The 16,184-nt window shown below is 70.2% G+C and carries 12 protein-coding genes and 2 pseudogenes; 11 read left to right on the top strand and 3 right to left on the bottom strand.

Annotation, left to right across the window (positions count from 1 at the left end; genetic code table 11):
* Positions 1-185 precede the first annotated feature (185 nt).
* From ACFZBU_RS43145 to ACFZBU_RS43135, 3 genes are read left to right on the top strand one after another with little or no spacing between them, the layout of a single operon-like run.
* Entirely contained in the window at positions 186-932 is a 747-nt protein-coding gene (locus ACFZBU_RS43145) for a (5-formylfuran-3-yl)methyl phosphate synthase (protein WP_391589269.1), read from the top strand.
* Between the two features lie 32 nt (positions 933-964).
* A complete protein-coding gene (locus ACFZBU_RS43140) occupies positions 965-2,428 on the top strand; it encodes an aldehyde dehydrogenase family protein (protein WP_391589268.1) in 1,464 nt (487 codons plus the stop codon).
* Positions 2,425-3,513: an NAD(P)-dependent alcohol dehydrogenase gene (locus ACFZBU_RS43135; RefSeq protein ID WP_391589267.1), complete on the top strand. Its 1,089-nt coding sequence runs from the start codon at positions 2,425-2,427 to the stop codon at positions 3,511-3,513. The genes ACFZBU_RS43140 and ACFZBU_RS43135 overlap by 4 nt, the downstream gene beginning before the upstream one ends.
* A gap of 49 nt (positions 3,514-3,562) precedes the next feature.
* Here the strand turns inward: ACFZBU_RS43135 and ACFZBU_RS43130 are convergent, their stop codons facing one another.
* Together ACFZBU_RS43130 and ACFZBU_RS43125 are read right to left on the bottom strand one after the other, a co-directional pair.
* A complete protein-coding gene (locus ACFZBU_RS43130; RefSeq protein WP_391589266.1) occupies positions 3,563-4,468 on the bottom strand; it encodes a class I SAM-dependent methyltransferase in 906 nt (301 codons plus the stop codon).
* Between the two features lie 235 nt (positions 4,469-4,703).
* Positions 4,704-5,864 carry an acyl-CoA dehydrogenase family protein gene (locus tag ACFZBU_RS43125; RefSeq protein WP_391589265.1) on the bottom strand — a complete coding sequence of 387 codons (1,161 nt, stop codon included), beginning with the start codon at positions 5,862-5,864 and terminating at the stop codon, positions 4,704-4,706.
* Positions 5,865-6,414: 550 nt separating this feature from the next.
* Between ACFZBU_RS43125 and ACFZBU_RS43120 the strand changes: the two genes are divergently transcribed.
* From ACFZBU_RS43120 to ACFZBU_RS43105, 4 genes and pseudogenes are all read left to right on the top strand, one after another.
* Positions 6,415-9,252, top strand: a complete 2,838-nt coding sequence (locus ACFZBU_RS43120) for a SpoIIE family protein phosphatase (protein WP_391589264.1) — start codon at positions 6,415-6,417, stop codon at positions 9,250-9,252.
* 467 nt (positions 9,253-9,719) lie between these two features.
* On the top strand, positions 9,720-10,619 hold the full coding sequence (locus ACFZBU_RS43115; protein WP_391589263.1) for a GNAT family N-acetyltransferase: 900 nt from the start codon (positions 9,720-9,722) through the stop codon (positions 10,617-10,619).
* 439 nt (positions 10,620-11,058) lie between these two features.
* Positions 11,059-11,613 (top strand): annotated as a pseudogene (locus tag ACFZBU_RS43110) (carotenoid oxygenase family protein); the annotation flags it as partial.
* A 70-nt stretch (positions 11,614-11,683) separates the two neighbouring features.
* Entirely contained in the window at positions 11,684-12,250 is a 567-nt protein-coding gene (locus ACFZBU_RS43105) for a carotenoid oxygenase family protein (protein ID WP_391589262.1), read from the top strand.
* Positions 12,251-12,373: 123 nt separating this feature from the next.
* On the opposite strand, the pseudogene ACFZBU_RS43100 reads toward ACFZBU_RS43105, so the two are convergent.
* Positions 12,374-12,436 (bottom strand): annotated as a pseudogene (locus ACFZBU_RS43100) (hypothetical protein); the annotation flags it as partial.
* A 145-nt stretch (positions 12,437-12,581) separates the two neighbouring features.
* On the opposite strand from ACFZBU_RS43100, the gene ACFZBU_RS43095 reads away from it, so the two are divergent.
* The 4 genes from ACFZBU_RS43095 (at position 12,582) to ACFZBU_RS43080 (ending at position 16,067) form a co-directional block, all read left to right on the top strand.
* Positions 12,582-13,361, top strand: coding sequence for a ferritin-like domain-containing protein (locus ACFZBU_RS43095; RefSeq protein ID WP_391589261.1), 780 nt, complete (start codon positions 12,582-12,584; stop codon positions 13,359-13,361).
* A gap of 124 nt (positions 13,362-13,485) precedes the next feature.
* On the top strand, positions 13,486-13,959 hold the full coding sequence (locus tag ACFZBU_RS43090; RefSeq protein WP_391589260.1) for a diadenosine tetraphosphate hydrolase: 474 nt from the start codon (positions 13,486-13,488) through the stop codon (positions 13,957-13,959).
* A gap of 233 nt (positions 13,960-14,192) precedes the next feature.
* Complete coding sequence (locus ACFZBU_RS43085) at positions 14,193-14,744, top strand: YceI family protein (protein ID WP_391589259.1); 552 nt, start codon at positions 14,193-14,195, stop codon at positions 14,742-14,744.
* A 726-nt stretch (positions 14,745-15,470) separates the two neighbouring features.
* Positions 15,471-16,067 carry a hypothetical protein gene (locus tag ACFZBU_RS43080; protein WP_391589258.1) on the top strand — a complete coding sequence of 199 codons (597 nt, stop codon included), beginning with the start codon at positions 15,471-15,473 and terminating at the stop codon, positions 16,065-16,067.
* Positions 16,068-16,184: the final 117 nt, after the last annotated feature.

Here is a 16,184-nt window from a genome sequence, read left to right as displayed (position 1 = left end):
TACCGGGTTTGTTCGCGCCCGCGCGGGCGGCGCGTGTGGGGGCGCGCACCGGTGTGGTGACCCATTCGCGCTTCGTGCGCCCTACCGGAGCCGTCGGGTCGTGGTGATGATGAGCGAACCGTAAGTGACCCAGGCGACTTCGCGCACCGGCTCATGGCGGGCGCGCGGGGTGGAAGGAGTCCGCGTTGTTGCTTCTCATCTCCCCCGACAGTGTCGAGGAAGCCCTGGACTGTGCGAGGGCGGCGGCACATCTCGACATCGTCGACGTCAAGAAGCCCGACGAGGGCTCGCTCGGCGCGAACTTCCCGTGGGTGATCCGGGAGATCCGTGAAGTGGTTCCGGCGGACAAACCGGTGTCCGCCACGGTCGGCGATGTCCCGTACAAGCCGGGCACGGTGGCCCAGGCAGCGCTGGGTGCGGTCGTCTCCGGAGCGACCTACATCAAGGTCGGTCTCCACGGATGTACGACGCCCGAACAGGCCATCGAGGTCATGCGAGGGGTCGTTCGGGCCGTGAAGGACCACCGGCCGGACGCGTTCGTCGTCGCCTCCGGCTATGCCGACGCCCACCGGGTCGGGTGCGTGAACCCGCTCGCGCTCCCCGACATCGCCCACCGCTCCGGCTCCGACGCCGCCATGCTCGACACCGCGATCAAGGACGGGACACGGCTGTTCGACCACGTTCCGCCCGATGTCTGTGCGGAGTTCGTACGGTCGGCCCACGAGGCCGATCTGCTCGCCGCCCTCGCGGGCAGCATCAAGATCGGCGACCTCGGCCGACTGACCGCCATGGGCACGGACATCGTGGGCGTGCGCGGCGCGGTGTGTGCGGGCGGCGACCGTACCAGGGGGCGGATCGACGCACGGTTGGTGGCCGAGTTCCGGGCGGAGATGGACCGGCAGGCCCGCGCGCACGCCGCCGGCGCGGCCTGAGGGCCGTCGTGCCGAGGGAGGTTCCGCACGAGGTGTCCGAGCGCGGCGACGCATGCTTCCCCGTCGTGGACCCGGCGACGGGTCAACCCTTCGACGAGGCCCCTGACCGGCGGTCGCGGGAACTGGACGCCATCGTCGACCGGGCCCACCATGCCTGGCACGCATGGCGAGCCGACTCGGCCGCACGGGGCGTCGCGCTGCTCGCCGCGGCCGACGCGGTGGCGGCGGCCGCGGGCGACCTCGCTCCGCTGCTGACGCGGGAACAGGGCAAGCCGCTGGCCGAGTCGCACGCGGAGGTCGCCCGCACGGCGGCACGTCTGCGCTATTTCGCCGCGCTGGATCCGGGCAGGCAGCCGATCGTCGACGGCCGGCCGGTGCGTGGCGAGATCCGCTGGCGCTCGCTGGGGCCGGTGGCCGCGATCGTCCCGTGGAACTTTCCCCTCCAACTCGCGTCGGCGAAGTTCGCGCCCGCACTCGCCGCGGGCAACACGGTGGTGCTCAAACCCTCCCCGTTCACCCCCCTGGCCACGCAACTGCTGGGATCCGTCGTCTCCACCGCCCTGCCCGAGCACGTCCTGACGGTCGTCACGGGTCGAGAACCGCTCGGCGCGTGCCTCGCCGCCCATCGGGGAATCCGGCACGTCACGTTCACCGGTTCGGTTGCCGGCGGACGGGCCGTCGCGCGCGGCGCGGGCGCCTCTCTGGCGCGCGTGACCCTGGAGCTGGGCGGCAACGACGCCGCCGTGCTGCTCGACGACGTGGACGTGGACGGCATCGCGGATCGCCTATTCCAGGGCGCGTTTCGCAATTGCGGGCAGGTCTGCATGGCGATCAAGCGGGTGTACGCTCCGGCCCGCCTGTACACGCGGGTGGTCGAGGCCCTCGCGGATCGCGCGCGGGCGGTGGTGGTCGGCGCCGGGCTCGACCCGGGTACGCAGATGGGGCCGCTCAACAACCTTCCCCAACTGGCACGGGTGGAGCGGTACACGGCGCGGGCGCTGGGCGATGGCGCGAGAGCGGCGGCGGGCGGTCGGCGCCTCGATCGGCCGGGCTACTTCTTCGCCCCGACCATCCTGGCCGATGTCCCGCCCGACAGTGCGGTGGTGGTGGAGGAACAGTTCGGTCCGGTCCTGCCGGTGTTGCCGTACGACAACCTCGACGATGCCGTGGCAGCGGCCAACGGCACCGGCTTCGGGCTCGGCGGCTCGGTGTGGAGCACCGATCTCGACCGGGCGGAGGCGGTGGCGGAGCGGCTGGAGTGCGGGACGGCGTGGATCAATCACCACGCCGAGTTGTCCCTCGCGCAACCCTTCGCGGGGACGAAGGACAGCGGCGTCGGCGTCGCGGGCGGGCCCTGGGGGCTGTACGGGAACCTCAGACCGTTCGTGGTGCACCGGCCCGAGCCGGGGAGGGAGCCGGGGGCCGAGGAAGGACAGGGCCGGGACCCGGACGGGCGCCGGCAGGACGGGAATCCACCGCGGAGGGAGCGGCCGTGAGGTTCGACGCCGCGGTACTGCGCTCCTACGAGGGCAGGTTCGCCGTCGAGACGGTGAACCTGGACGGCGACCCGGGACCCGCCGAAGTGCTGGTCGAGATCGCGGGCTGTGGGATGTGCCGGACCGATCTCGCGGTGCGGCACTCCGCGGGCCGCTCACCGCTCCCGGCGGTGCTCGGGCACGAAGGGGCCGGGGTCGTGGTGAAGACGGGGGGACCGGACACCGGGTTGAACGTCGGCGACCATGTCGTGCTGAGCTTCGACTCCTGCGGTCACTGCCGGAGTTGCCTGGGCGCATCCCCGGCCTACTGTGACTCCTTCGCCCCGCTCAACCTCTACGGCGGACGACCGCGGAATCCGGCACGCCTGACCGACACGGCCGGGGAGCGACTGGCGCCGCCGTGGTTCGGTCAGTCCGCGTTCGCCCGATACGCGATGGTCTCGGCCCGAAACGCGGTCAGGGTGGATCCCGCCCTGCCCGTCGAACTGCTCGGACCGCTCGGCTGCGGATTCCTCACCGGTGCCGGCGCGGTGCTGAACTCCTTGGGGATCGGCCCCGGCGACACCCTCGCGGTCTTCGGTGCGGGAGCGGTGGGCCTGGCCGCGACGATGGCCGCCCACGCCGCCGGAGCCTTCGTCGTGGCGGTCGATCGTCATGCCGAACGGCTGGAACTCGCCGAACGGTTCGGCGCGATTCCGTTGCCGGCCTCGACGACCGGCCTGCCCGACCGCATCCGACGACTGACCGACGGAGGCGCACGCCACGCCTTGGACACCACGGGCTCCGGGCGCCTGATCAACGACGCGCTGGCGGCCCTGCGCCCCACCGGCAGGCTCGGCCTGGTGGCTCGCCTGCACACCGCGTTGTCGCTCGAACCGGGATCACTCGACCGAGGCCGAGGGATCGCCCACATCTGCGAGGGCGACGCGGTCCCCGCGCTGCTGATTCCCCGACTGACGGCACTGTGGCGGGCCGGGCTGTTCCCCTTCGACCGATTGATCCGCACCTACCCGCTGGCCGACATCAACCACGCCGAACGGGACTGCGACGCGGGCCTGGTGGTGAAACCCGTCCTGATCCCGTAGGACGCGAGCAGGTGAGCCGGGCCGGTCGGACAACGACGGGACAAGCCGATCACGGCCCGGGCTTGTTCGCGAAAACCCAGCGGTTGCCCGCCAGCGCGTCGTTGTGTTCGGGCAGCGGACCGCGCCCGTGCCGACGGGTGAAGTCGAACGGGGTGTGGATCGAGGTGGACCAGCCCTTGCCGGCCAACTCGCCCGCGGAATCGGGCCGCGCGTCGCGGGCGAACAAGGCGAGCAGGTCGATGCCGATCTGGTGCTTCGTCGAGGTGTAGATCGGACTGTCGCGGTACTCCCACAGATCCTTCTCCAGCTTGACCTCGAACGCGAGAGCGCTGCCTCCGGTACTCAACCGATCCACCGTGTCGATGAGATACGTCTCGGCGATGCGGGGCAGGTAGAACAACAGCCCCTCGGCCAACCAGACACTGGGAGCGGTCGGCTCGAACCCGGCATCGGTCAACGCACCGACCCAGTCGCCGCGCAGATCGATCGGAATCGGCACCCGGGCCGACGTCGGAACGGCGGACAGACCGCCGAGCACATCGTGCTTGAACGCCAGTACGCCCTCCCGGTCGATCTCGAAGATCACACAGTCGGACGGCCACTCGAGTCGAAACGCACGAGCATCCAAACCCGCCCCGAGCAGGACCACTTGGCGTACGCCGGCACGCACCGACCGAAGGAGGAAGTCGTCCAGAACCCGCGTTCGCAGACCGAAGTAGCGCGCGAAGCGCCCCCACAAAGGGTTCTCGTCCCCGTCCGGGACCTGCTCCATGCGCACCGGCCATCCGGCGGACGCCGGGGCCGCGAGCACGAAGTGCTCCGCGTAGACGTCCCGCGCCAGGCTGTCGCGGCGGTGGGTCTCGATCGCCCGTGCCGCGGCGACCATCAGCGCGGTCAGACCGACGCCCCCTCCCACACCCTCCGCGTGGACGTCCCGACGCACGATGCCGACCATGAGTCCCCCTGAGAAGAGCCGTGACCACGAATGGCGAGGACGACGAACCCGGGCCGCCCGCCGAACCGGCACCCGGCGGCGAGCGAACCCGGATCCGAACCGGGCCGGAGCTCGGATGCGGACATCGTCTTCTCGTCCACCATCGCGTCAGGACTCCTCCCCACATGCGGGTATCGCCCGGATTCCCCCGTTGGGGTGAATCAGCGGAGAAGGACAGTGGGGACGGTCGCGCGGGTCAGGTTGCGTGCAGGTCGACAACGGGTCGTTCGACGCCGCGTTCGCCGTACCGGGGCTGTTCGCCACCGGTCAGGCGTTTGCCGATCATGTCCCGGCAGACCTCGACCGAGAAGGCCATCAGCGCGCCGGCCTGGGCGTCGCGGAAGTGCCGCTGGATCGGGGAGGACCGCAGGAAGCCCGAGCCGCCGCCGACCCGGAGCCCGAACTCCGCGATATCCTTGGCTACTTGGTTGGCGTAGAGCTTCGCCTCCACGGCGGCGTCGAGGGCGCCGGGCGCGTTCCGGTCGGCGAGCCACATGGACCGTTCCGCGAGAACGCGTGCGGCCAGGAGCTTCACGTGCGCGTCGGCGGCGTCGAAATGGACCCATTGCATGTCGCCGACCGGATTGCCGGTACTCGGCACGACACGTTTGCGGGCGTGGTCGGTCGCCGCGTCGAGCGCGGCCTCGGCCACACCGATCGACAGCCACGGCAGGCCGAGCGCGATGATGTTCGGCGCCGTCGGGTCGACGATGTGGCATCGGTTCCCGTGACGCAGCAGGGTGTTGCGGAAGTGCACCAACTGGCTGCGGGTGCCGCGCAGGCCCATCGAGTCCCAGATCGACACCATCTCGATGCTGTCGTCCCGGCTCACCCCGAAGAACGCAGGCCCGTCGTCGACCAGCGCGTTGACCAGGAAGTGGTCCGCGATCTCACAACCGGACACGAACCGCTTCGCGCCGTCCAGCTCGAAGCCGCCGTCCACCGGTTCGGCCCGCTGGAGCGGCATCAGGAACAGGTTCCCGCCGGTCGGCTCCGACAGCGCGTTCGCGAACCGTTTGCCCGCCGCCAACTCCTCCGCATAGACCGGCGGGCCGTAGCCGACCAGCGCCTGCGCCGCGCCCAGATGCATCGTCCACACGCACGCCGTCGACGGGCACGCCTTGCCGACGATGCCGAGGATCTCTCCGAGCGCCTGGTAGGACAGCCCGGAACCGCCCCGGTCTCGGGGCATCGCGGCCATGTCCAGGCCGGCCTCGTGCAACGCGGTCAGATTGGCGACGGGCAGGGTGGCCTCGTGATCGTGCTCGTCCGCCGCCGCCGCGAACCGCGGGGCCAGATCCCGCGCCGCGTCGACGAACCGCTGTTCTTCCCTGGGAACCGCAAACGGTGAAGTCACCGACCCAGCCTAGAAGTTCCCTACGGATGTCGGGGTCGGTTCCGGCCACGCGAACCGCGGTGGCGCGATCGTTGCCGCCGGGCGCACCCGGCCGCGCCGTTGGGGGCGCCCCGGTGAGGCGGTCGCCGGGGGTGATGGGTCGACACTGACGGTGACGACCCGCACGACCCGCCGGATCCGTCCGAAGTCGATCCGTCGCCGGCCGCGCAGCCGTCTTCGACCGCGCCGGCGCGACCCGCTCGTGCGGCGGTGTGCGGCCCGCTCCCGCGTCCGCGTCGCGCCGGCCGCGATCGCTACCCGTGTCCAGCCCCGGTGGTCTTTTCCTTGGGAGGTATCGACCAAGCAGTAGTGCAAATAAATTCCGGCAAATCAATATATAAATCTGAATGTGATATTTTACAATAAGTAGAGATCATATAGATGGATAGAGAATCGAGCCGTAGACGGATCCGACGGGAAGGCGGGACCGACGGTGGATCTGGGCACCCCCACGAGCCGAGGAAGCAGTGCGGAGAAGGCACGGACCGACAGGCTGTGCCTGCTTGCGGCTGTGGACGACCAAGCGACGGACACCGACGTACTGACTGCCGCGGTGCAGCACGTGACCGCAGCGCTCGGTGGCTTCGGCGCCATGGGACACCTGAGCGCGAGCGCCTCTCAGGGCCTGCACTTGGTCGCGAGCGGTGGACTGCCCCGAGCCGTCACCCGCAACTGGGAGGACATCCGCGTCACCGATTCGGTGGCTCCGGCGCGAGCCTTCCGGACCGGCGAATTCGCCTACGCGTCCACCGCGAACCGCCCGGCCCGCAACCCATCGGATCCCCCTCACCTGTCGCCTGCCGCGGACGTCTCGGCACGCTCCGCCATGGCGGCCGTACCGCTGTCCGGACCGGACGGACCGCTCGGCGTCCTGTCCGTGCTGCTCCCAGTGGCCGAGGTGCCCTCTGCCGAGCAACAAACGTTTCTCGAGGAGGTGGCCCGGTGGGCGGCGGAACGGCTGCGCCTGGCTCCGCCCACGCCGGACGGCGTGTCCCGCGCCCTGTTGGGGACATCACCGGACCGCGCCCGCGGGCAGGGCCCCGGCGAGACCTCGACCGAATTCAAGTTCGAATTCGATGTCCACGCGAACGAGGTCGTCCTCGACGAGCGGTTGCTCGACGCCGTCGGCATCGACCGGGAGACATTCGACGGGCGGCTCGCGACCTTTGACGACTACGTCCATCCCGATGACCTTCCATGGGTGATGGGAGACGTCGAACAAGCACTCCGGACCCGCGGCCGAGCGGACAGCGAGTACCGAGTCCGCCGTTCGGACGGGACGTACGCCTGGGTGCGCTTCCGCGGCCGGGCGGTCTCGCGCCGAGGCAGCAAGCCGACCCGTCTGGTCGGCACCATGTCGTACACCACGGAGACCCATGCCGCGCTGGAATCGGTGGGGCATGCCCTGGCACATATGAGTGACGGCTTCCTGTCCGTGGACCGCGACGGGCGGATCGGGTTCGTCAACGTGGCCGCCGAGCGCCTGTTCGGCCGACCGCGCGACCTGGTGGGACGGTCGTTGTGGGAGGTTCCCATCGTCCGGAAGGTGCCCTGGCTGGAGGAGCGCTCCCGCCGAGCCGCCACCGCGGGGGTGCCCGACGGGTTCGAGGTGGCGTGGCCGGGCACCGATCGCTGGTACCACCTACGACTGGTCCCCATCGCCGACGGGCTCACCCTCTACATCACGGATGTCACCGAAAGGCGCCTGCGCGAGGCGGAGAGCGCCGCCGTCGAGCGCGCCGCCGCCGAGCGCGCCGCCTTCATAGCCCGGCTGACCCGCGCCCTCGCCGAGGCGGCCACCACCCGCGACGTGACCGCCGCCGTGGCCGAGAGCGTCCTTCCTCCTCTGCAAGCCACCGGACTGGTCATCCTCGCCCTGGAAAACGACCGGCTGGACCTCGTCGGCTCCGTCGGCTACGCGCCGGCGCACCTCGACCGCCTCCACGGCATGCCGGTCGACGCGGCCCTGGAAGAGGTTCTGCGCACCCACGCACCGACTTTCGTCGAATCACTCGACGACCTCACCGAGCGTTATCCCGAGGCGGCGGACTTCCCGATTGCCGGCGGGAAGAAGGCGTGGGCCCTCCTTCCGTTGGTCGTCTCGGGCCGCGAGATCGGTGTCGTCGTCGTCTCCTTCGACCACCCGCGACAACTCACCGAGGACGAACGGACCCTGCTGACCGTCTTCGGTGGCCAGCTCGCCCACGCGTTGGAGCGGGCCCACCAGTACGACGTGGCCACGACTCGCGCCCGTGACCTCCAACGCGCCCTCCTGCCCCGTGACCTGCCCGCGCTTCCCGCGGTCACCGCCGCCGCCCGCTACCTGCCTGCCGGACACGGTGCGGACGTCGGTGGCGACTGGTACGACATCATTCCGCTGTCCGCCGACCGGGTGGCGCTGGTCATCGGCGACGTCATGGGCCACGGCATGCCCGAGGCCGCGACCATGGGCCGCCTGCGCACCGCCGTGCGCACCCTCTCCGACCTCGAACTGTCTCCGGACGACGTCCTCGCCCGGCTCAACGACATCGTCGGGGAACTCAGGGAGGAGTCCTTCGTCACTTGCCTGTACGGCGTCTACGACCCGACCACCCAGGTCCTCACCTATGCCAACGCCGGCCATCTCCCGCCCGTGGTCGCCCGCCCCGACGGCAGCGTGTCCCTGCTGACATTCGATCCCGACCCGCCACTGGGGATCGCGGCCCCGCCCTTCGGCGTCCACGAGGTCCCCCTGCCCGACGGCAGCCATCTCGTTCTGTACACCGACGGTCTCGTGGAGACGCCGGGGCACAACATCGACGAGGGCCTGCGTCACCTCACCGAGATCATCTCCGCCGCTCTGGCCGACCGCGGTGGGCCGGCCGGGGAACCCGAATCGCTGTGCAATGCCGTCACCGCAGCCCTGCTGCCGGCACACCGTCGCACCACTGACGACACCGCCCTCCTCATCGCCCGTGCCCGTTCCCTGCCGCCGAACGACATCGCCGCCTGGGTCCTCCCCGAAGACCCCACGGCCGCGGGCCAGGCCCGGCGCCATGTGCACGAGCAGTTCCGGCTCTGGTGTTTGGACGCGGAACTGGAAATGGCCACCGAACTCATCGTCAGCGAACTCGTCGGCAACGTCATCCGGCACGCGACGGGTCCGATCCAGCTGCGTCTGCTGCGCAGTCGCACCCTCATCTGCGAGGTCAGCGACGGCAGCCTGACCACGCCCCATATCCGACACGCCCGCGCGACGGACGAAGGTGGTCGCGGCCTCCAACTCGTCGCCGCCATGGCCCAGCGGTGGGGTACTCGCTACACCCTCGCCGGCAAATGCATCTGGACCGAACAAGCACTCGGCGGATGAGGGTCAATGCCGCCGGGAGCCGAAACTCCGGCGAGCCCGCGTGGGCCGAGGGGCGTCAGGCCGTGATGGTCTGCGCAGGGCGGCGCCACCGGCCCGGGGTCGGCGCCGAGGACGTCTCCCGGCTGTGCGGTCACCTCCGGGCCGGAGGCAAAACCTCCGGCCCGGGGCCGACGTGCACCACCCCAGCCTCCACCGCCCACGACACACCGACCAGCCACCCAGCCACCCAGCCACCCCCGGGCTCAGCTCTGCGTCGTCTCGCGAACCCCCCTCTCCAAGGGGCGCGGAAATCCGTGGACGGACCTGAGGGAGAGCGCGTACGGTGTGGCTTCACGCCCTGAGACGGACGGAAGGAGGCGAGTGCCGTGCAGTTCACAACGTTCCAGCGCTCCCTTTTCCGCTGTCCCGGCGTGGTTCGCCAGTTCTGACCGGGAGCGCTCCAAGCAGCCTGTGTCCCGGAGGAATCCATGACCGATTTGGTCATCCGCGCGCTCTCCGCGAGCGACGCTCATCTCTTCGACGTACTCCCCGATCCCCTGGGCGCCCGTGAAGCCCATCGGCGTACCCGGTTCCGCCCCGACTGGAAGCGCGTCGCCCTGCGCGACGGCGAAGTCGTCGCACGCGGCGCGTGGTGGGGCGGCCCCGACGATGCGGAGCCCGTCAACATCAACTGGTTCGACGTGGCCGAGGGCGAGGAGGAGGCCGGGGCCGAACTCCTGCGCACCGCTCCCTGGCAGGTCGAACTCGAGATCAACCTGCCCGGCGGCCGGCGGGAAGAGGCCGAAGTGCGCGCCGGCGCCGAGACGCGCTTCGCCGCCGCACGAGCCGCGGGGTACGAACTCCTGGTGGAACGCTTCCTGTACCGATGGACCCCGGAGCGAGGTCTGCCCGAGCGGCCCGGACGCCTGCGCTTCGGCGCCGAGCCCGACGACACCGTGTTCTTCGACGCGTTGCGCCGCATTCACTCCGCCACCCTGGATGCCCACGCGCTCAGGGCCATCGAGGAGGGGGGCCTCGACCGGGCGGCCCAGGAGGAACTCGACTTCTTCCACTGGTGCCCCTCCCCACGGGAGTGGTGGCAGATCGCACACACGCCGGAGGGCGACCTGGCCGGCATCCACATCCCGGCCCACAACCCCTCCGGCCCGACCATCGGCTTCATCGGAGTCGTCCCGCAACAGCGCGGTCGCGGCTACGCCTACGACCTCCTCGCGGAGTGCACCCACTTCCTCGTCGAGCAGGGCGCGGAGAGCGTCAGCGGAGCCACGGACCGCGGCAACTTTCCCATGGCCGCCAACTTCGCCAAGGCCGGCTTCCCTGTCGTCGGAGAACGCATCAACTTCCACCCGGCGGGCCAATCGGCCTGAAAGTCGTCGCGGAAGGTGGTCGGGGCGTGATGGGCTCGGTGTAGGGGTGATGTTCACCGCGTCCCGGCGGCGTTGTGGAGCATGGCGCCGGCCGGGTGGTGTGCCGGAGGCCGTCGCCTTTGACGCGGCAGTCGCGGCGGCATCGGACGCGCTCGGCATGCGGTGGACGTAACCACCACGCGGCGGGGCCGGCCCCTCGTCGGGCCGGTCCCGCCGCGTGTGTGGGGAGTCCCTCGCCATTGTGCGGAAGTGCTGCCCCCAACCATTGACGTGGTCACGAACGCAACGAGAGTGAGGTCGGCGCGCGACCTGTCGGGCACCCGGCCGGTTCCCTGCCGGGGGTGGGGCTGGACCCACATGCAACCGGGGCGCAGCGCCATCGTCCCGCCACCGGGTCCGCGCCACGCTGGACGCGCAGACTACGAAACGGAGTTGCGTCATGAACAACCCCACGCGACGGAACGTCCTGCGCGGCGGCGCACTCGCGGCGGGCGGCCTCGCCGCGACCGTCCTGGGAGCGTCCGGTCCGGCATTCGCCGCCCCACCCGCGTCACCGGCCGACGCGGGCGCGGCGGATCGTCGGCGGTTCCCCTTCCTGGAAGGCGCGTTCGCCCCTCGGCGCCGCGAGGTCAGCGCCTTCGACCTGCCCGTGACGGGCCGCCTGCCCCGCGCGCTCGACGGCCGCTGTCTGCGCAACGGTCCCAACGTTCTGGGCCTCGAAGACCCCAAGGCGCACCACTGGATGTTGGGCGCAGGCATGGTCCACGGCCTCCGTCTGCGCGACGGTCGCGCCGAGTGGTACCGCAGCCGCTGGGTCCGTTCCGCCGACGTCGCCGCCCGGCTCGGCGAACCCTACTCAGGCCCCCAACCGCCTCCCGCCGAGGACTTCGCGGGCAACACTCACGTGATCGGGCACCGCGGTCGCATTCTGGCGCTCCAGGAAGGCGGACCGCTGCCCTACGAACTCGACGGCGACCTGAACACCGTCGGGCTGTGCGATTTCGACCGTACCCTCGACGGGTCCTTCGCGGCGCACACCAAGTTCGACCCGCAACTTCACCCGCATGCCCGCCCCCTTCGAGGTCGCCGGACGTGGCCTCGGTGGCCCGGCCGCCGCCGGACCACCCTCGCTCCATCGCTGGACGATCGACCCCGTGCGCGGCGTCGTACGGACCGAACTCGTCGACGACCGCCCGCAGGAGTTCCCCCGCGTCAACGAGGCATACACCGGAAGGCGGCACCGCTACGGCTACACCGCGGCGTCCGTCGAACTGTTCCGCGCCTACGGGCCGTCGGTGGGGGAGACCGGCGTCCGGCCCGGCAACGCGCTCGTCAAGCACGACCTGCTGCGCGGCACCACACAGGTGCACCGGCTTCCGCGCGGCGCCGACGCGAGCGAGCCGGTATTCGTCCCGGCCGACCGGGGTGCGGTCGGCGCGCCGCCGTCCGGGCCCGCGCGTCCCGCCGAGGACGACGGCTACGTCCTCGCCTACGTCAACAATCCCGAGCGCAACGCCACCGACCTCGTCGTCCTGGCCGCGCGGGACTTCACCGGCAAACCCGTCGCCCGTGTCCACTTGCCCGTCATGGTGCCACTCGGCTTCCACGGCAGTTGGGTGCCGAACGGCTGAACCGTACGGGCGCGAGGTTCGAGCGATCGCAGTCGTCGTCGGCGCGATCCGTTCGGAGGCATTCGGCGAGGTCGGCGAGGTCGGCGACGGCCGGTGCCTCGAACAGGGGCTCGGCCCCAGGGTGGTGCCCAGGGTTTCGCGGATGCGTGCCGTCAGTCGTACGACCCGCAGGGAGTGGCCGCCCAGGTCGCGGCAAACGGTTGTGGATCGATCACCGGTTTCGCTTCACCGCGAGGTGGTATGCGCGCTCATCCGACGATTGTTCCCGTACCTGGTCCCATGACCGAGTTCAGCGGCACACGCAGTGCCTGCGGAGATGGAGGGCCCGGTCATGCTCAGCCCCCGCGGCATCCTTCGGGAGATCCACCGAGACGACGAGGCATTCCGCCTGTTCTGCAGCATCGCGGCAAAGGGCGAGAGCCAGGGCGGGTGGGAGAACGGGCGAATCGCCGCCTTGGTCCCCGACCCGGAACTCGCCCCCAAGATCGCGCGGCACGGCGCCGACGAAGACAAACACGGACGCATCTTCAACGCCATGCTGCACCGCCGCGGGCTCGATCCGGTCGAGGTCCCGCCCGAGACGGACTACTGCATGCTGCTCGAACGCCAAGGCTTCGGCCTCGCCCACGACCGGCTGCGCCGCGGCGAGCCGCTGACCGAGGTCGACATCGTCGAATACCTGGTGCACAGCCGTGTCACCGAACAGCGCGCCGCCGAGGACATGCGGATGTTGCGCCGATACCTCGGCGACGAGCCCGACATCGGCAAAGGCATTCGGATGATCTGCGACGACGAGGAGAACCACCTCGCGTACTGCCACGAGGAACTGCTGCGCCTGTCCGCGCGCGCCGGTGCGGCGGACATCCGGCGCGCCCTGCGCAGGACCGCCCGCGCCGAAATCAAGGTGAACCGCGACGTGAGCCTCGCGGTGATGGCCCGCATGGGTCGCCTGCTCGGCTGGTCGCGCGCTCGACGACTGGCCCTGAGCATCGGCATCCACGCGACGTACGCCTACGACCGACTGTGGGGCACACGCCGCATGGTCGACCTGCGCCCCCCGGAGCGCGTCAACGCCATGGGCCCGAGACCCACCGAACCCCGGACCGCGTAGCACCCCCGTCCACGCGTCGATCCGCCGGCAAGCCGTCTCCGGACCCTCCCGTCTGTCGGCGGATTCGCATGTTCGTGGGCGCGCGACAGCTCCTGCCGATCAGCCGTGTGTAGGGTCGCTGATCATGACTGACGACTGGCAGAAGGACCGGATCGGTAGCGCCCTTCGAGGTGGGAATCCGACGGTGCTCCGGAGGTTGGCGGCTGGGTTCGCGGTGGTCGGGGACGTTCAGTTCCTGCCGGGATATTCGGAGCTGCCGGCGGATGATCCTGCTGTTCAGCGGCTGTCGGAGCTTTCACGGAGTAGGCGGCTGGCGTTCCCGGCCGACATGGACAAGCTCGGGGAGGCCGTCGAGCGCGCCTGCAACCGGTTGGATCCTGCCTTCCGGCGGGTCAACCTGGAGATTCTCGGAAACACCGACTCGTTCCTGCATGCGCATGTGTGGCCGCGGTTCGAATGGGAGCCGACCGAACTCGTGGGCAAGCCCGTATGGCTGTATCCGCAGGAATGGTGGAGCGACGAGCGGTATGCACTCGGCCGACAGCACGACGCCTTGTGCAAGGCGATCGGCGAGGAACTGGACCGGCTCGCTGCGTAAGGGGCCTTGGTGGTTCTCCGAGGTGTGCCGGAGGTCGATGAGGGTTTGATCGCAGGCCGCCGGGGTCGTCTCGTGTTCCACCCGCCCCGGGTGGCTGAGGGCGGGAACGGTCGGGGTGCAGTTGACCGCCGGCCCGTGCGTCCGACCGGGACGGGAGCGGGTTGCACTCTAACGTGGGTTCGGAACGATCCGGGCACAACGCCTGAATCCCGATCTTTCCGAGGTAGACGATCATGACCGTGCAAATGCCCGAACTCACCGGGGACTACGTCCTCGATCCCGCTCACACCCGGATCGGCTTCGTCGCCCGCCACGCCATGGTGACCAAGGTCCGCGGCGCGTTCCACCGGTTCGAGGGCACCGCCCACCTGGACGGCGGAGATCCGGCCCGATCCACCGGCCGTGTGGTGATCAAGGCCGAGAGCATCGACACCGGCGTCGAACAGCGCGACCAACACCTGCGCACCAACGACTTCCTGGACGCTCCCAACTTCCCCGACATCACCTTCCGCAGCACCTCGGTCGAGCCTCGCTCCGATACCGAATTCCGCGTCACCGGCGACCTGACCATCAAGGACACCACCCGCCCGATCACCGTCGACTTCGAGTACACCGGCAACGCCGTCGATCCCTCCGGCAACCTGCGGGTCGGTCTGGAGGGATCGGTGACCATCTCCCGCAAGGAATTCGGCGTCACCTGGAACGCGGCTCTGGAAGGCGGCGGCGTGCTGGTCGGTGACAAGGTCGTCCTGGAGTTCGACATCTCCGCGATCAAACAGAACTAGTGCCGCGCCCGGCCGGCGAACCCGGTCGACGACATCACTCGGGATAGCGACCACGCGGCCCGGAGCACGGTGCCCGGGACGAAAGCCGTCCCCCACCCGCACGGCAGACGTCGTGCGGGTGCGGACGGACCGGGTACGGGGGCGGCCCATTCGCCCGGGACGCCACACCCGCGGCGAAACATCCCCAGTCGAGCGGACGTTGCTGCGGCGAGCGTGCCGCGCGCCGCGCCGCGGCCGGGGCATCGCGCGTGCGCCTGCGGAGACCGTGCCGTCGCGCCGCCGAGTGGCGGCCGGGCATGCGGTATATCTGGCCACTTCGAGTGACATGGCATGGAATTGCGCCAAACCTCGCCTGTGTATGCATACGGCTGCAGAGTGATGGGCGAAGTGCCTAGAGTGAGGGTGATCGACGCCGTATCGGTCGTTTCGTACCTGGACGCACTCATCGAGCCGGGGGGCTTGTGATGAGGGACAACGGTAGGTCGGCACAGGGATCGCAACCATTTCGGGGGCCGCGCGGCAAGCCGAACCTCTCCGGCGGGACCATCCGGGTCCCGCCGGCGATCGTGCCGACTCGCCGGGGCACGTGAACCGTTCCCGAACAGCGTCGGGGCGCGCCTGTCACCGGAGTCCGCATCCCGGGAACCGGGTGTCCCCCGGATCCGGCACGCGCCGACGGGGCCGCGCCACTCTGACCGCGACACACGTCGAAGGAGAGGTGAAGCGATGTACGCCTACCATCTGATCTACGACATCCCCACCGTCAACCCCAGGCAGTATCGGGTCCTGGTCGCCTGGAAGAACGTGTACGGGTCCCGCTTCGGCGGCAACCCGACCGCGCCCACAGTTCTGAACGGGTCGGGGCAACTCGTCATCCCCGGAGGTTCCGTGGCCGCCCCCGACGTGATCACCGGGGGTCGGATCGAGTTCTTCGAGGAGACCGGCATCGACCTCAGGCAGGACGCCGTGCGGCGGCAGATGCAGACCGTCGGCAACGCCTGGTCGCGCGTGTTGCACGGGCCGAGCGACGCCCACTGCGTCTACCAGGAGGTCCAGGACGCCGAACTCGTCGAGAGGACCTGCGACGCCAACATCCAGGGGCAGGTCCCGCGGGACCAGGAACTCCATTCCGCGCAGACCTACGACGCCTCGGTCGTGGGCCAACTCTTCGGCCCCATCACCCAGACCGACCTCACCTCCGGGTGGCGGGGTGTCCAGTACAACAACCTCAACAGCAACAACCAGGCACTGGCCGGGAGAAGGTCCCAAGCCGCCGGCGACTGGTACGTGACGGCGGTCCAGGGCCTGCAGTACGCGCCCTAGCGAAGGCTCCGCTTCGGGCGGGCAGGTAGTGGTCCGAGAGTCGGGGGCCGAGGCATACAACGCTTGCGGCACACCGGAGTCGAGGAGGTCGGCCGCGTGTCGGCGGGCGCGCTCGTC

The sequence above is a fragment of the Embleya sp. NPDC008237 genome (genome assembly GCF_042956465.1).
GTDB lineage: Bacteria > Actinomycetota > Actinomycetes > Streptomycetales > Streptomycetaceae > Embleya.
The sequence above is the reverse complement of the archived record's forward strand: the minus strand, read 5'-3'. Positions and strand labels throughout refer to the sequence as shown.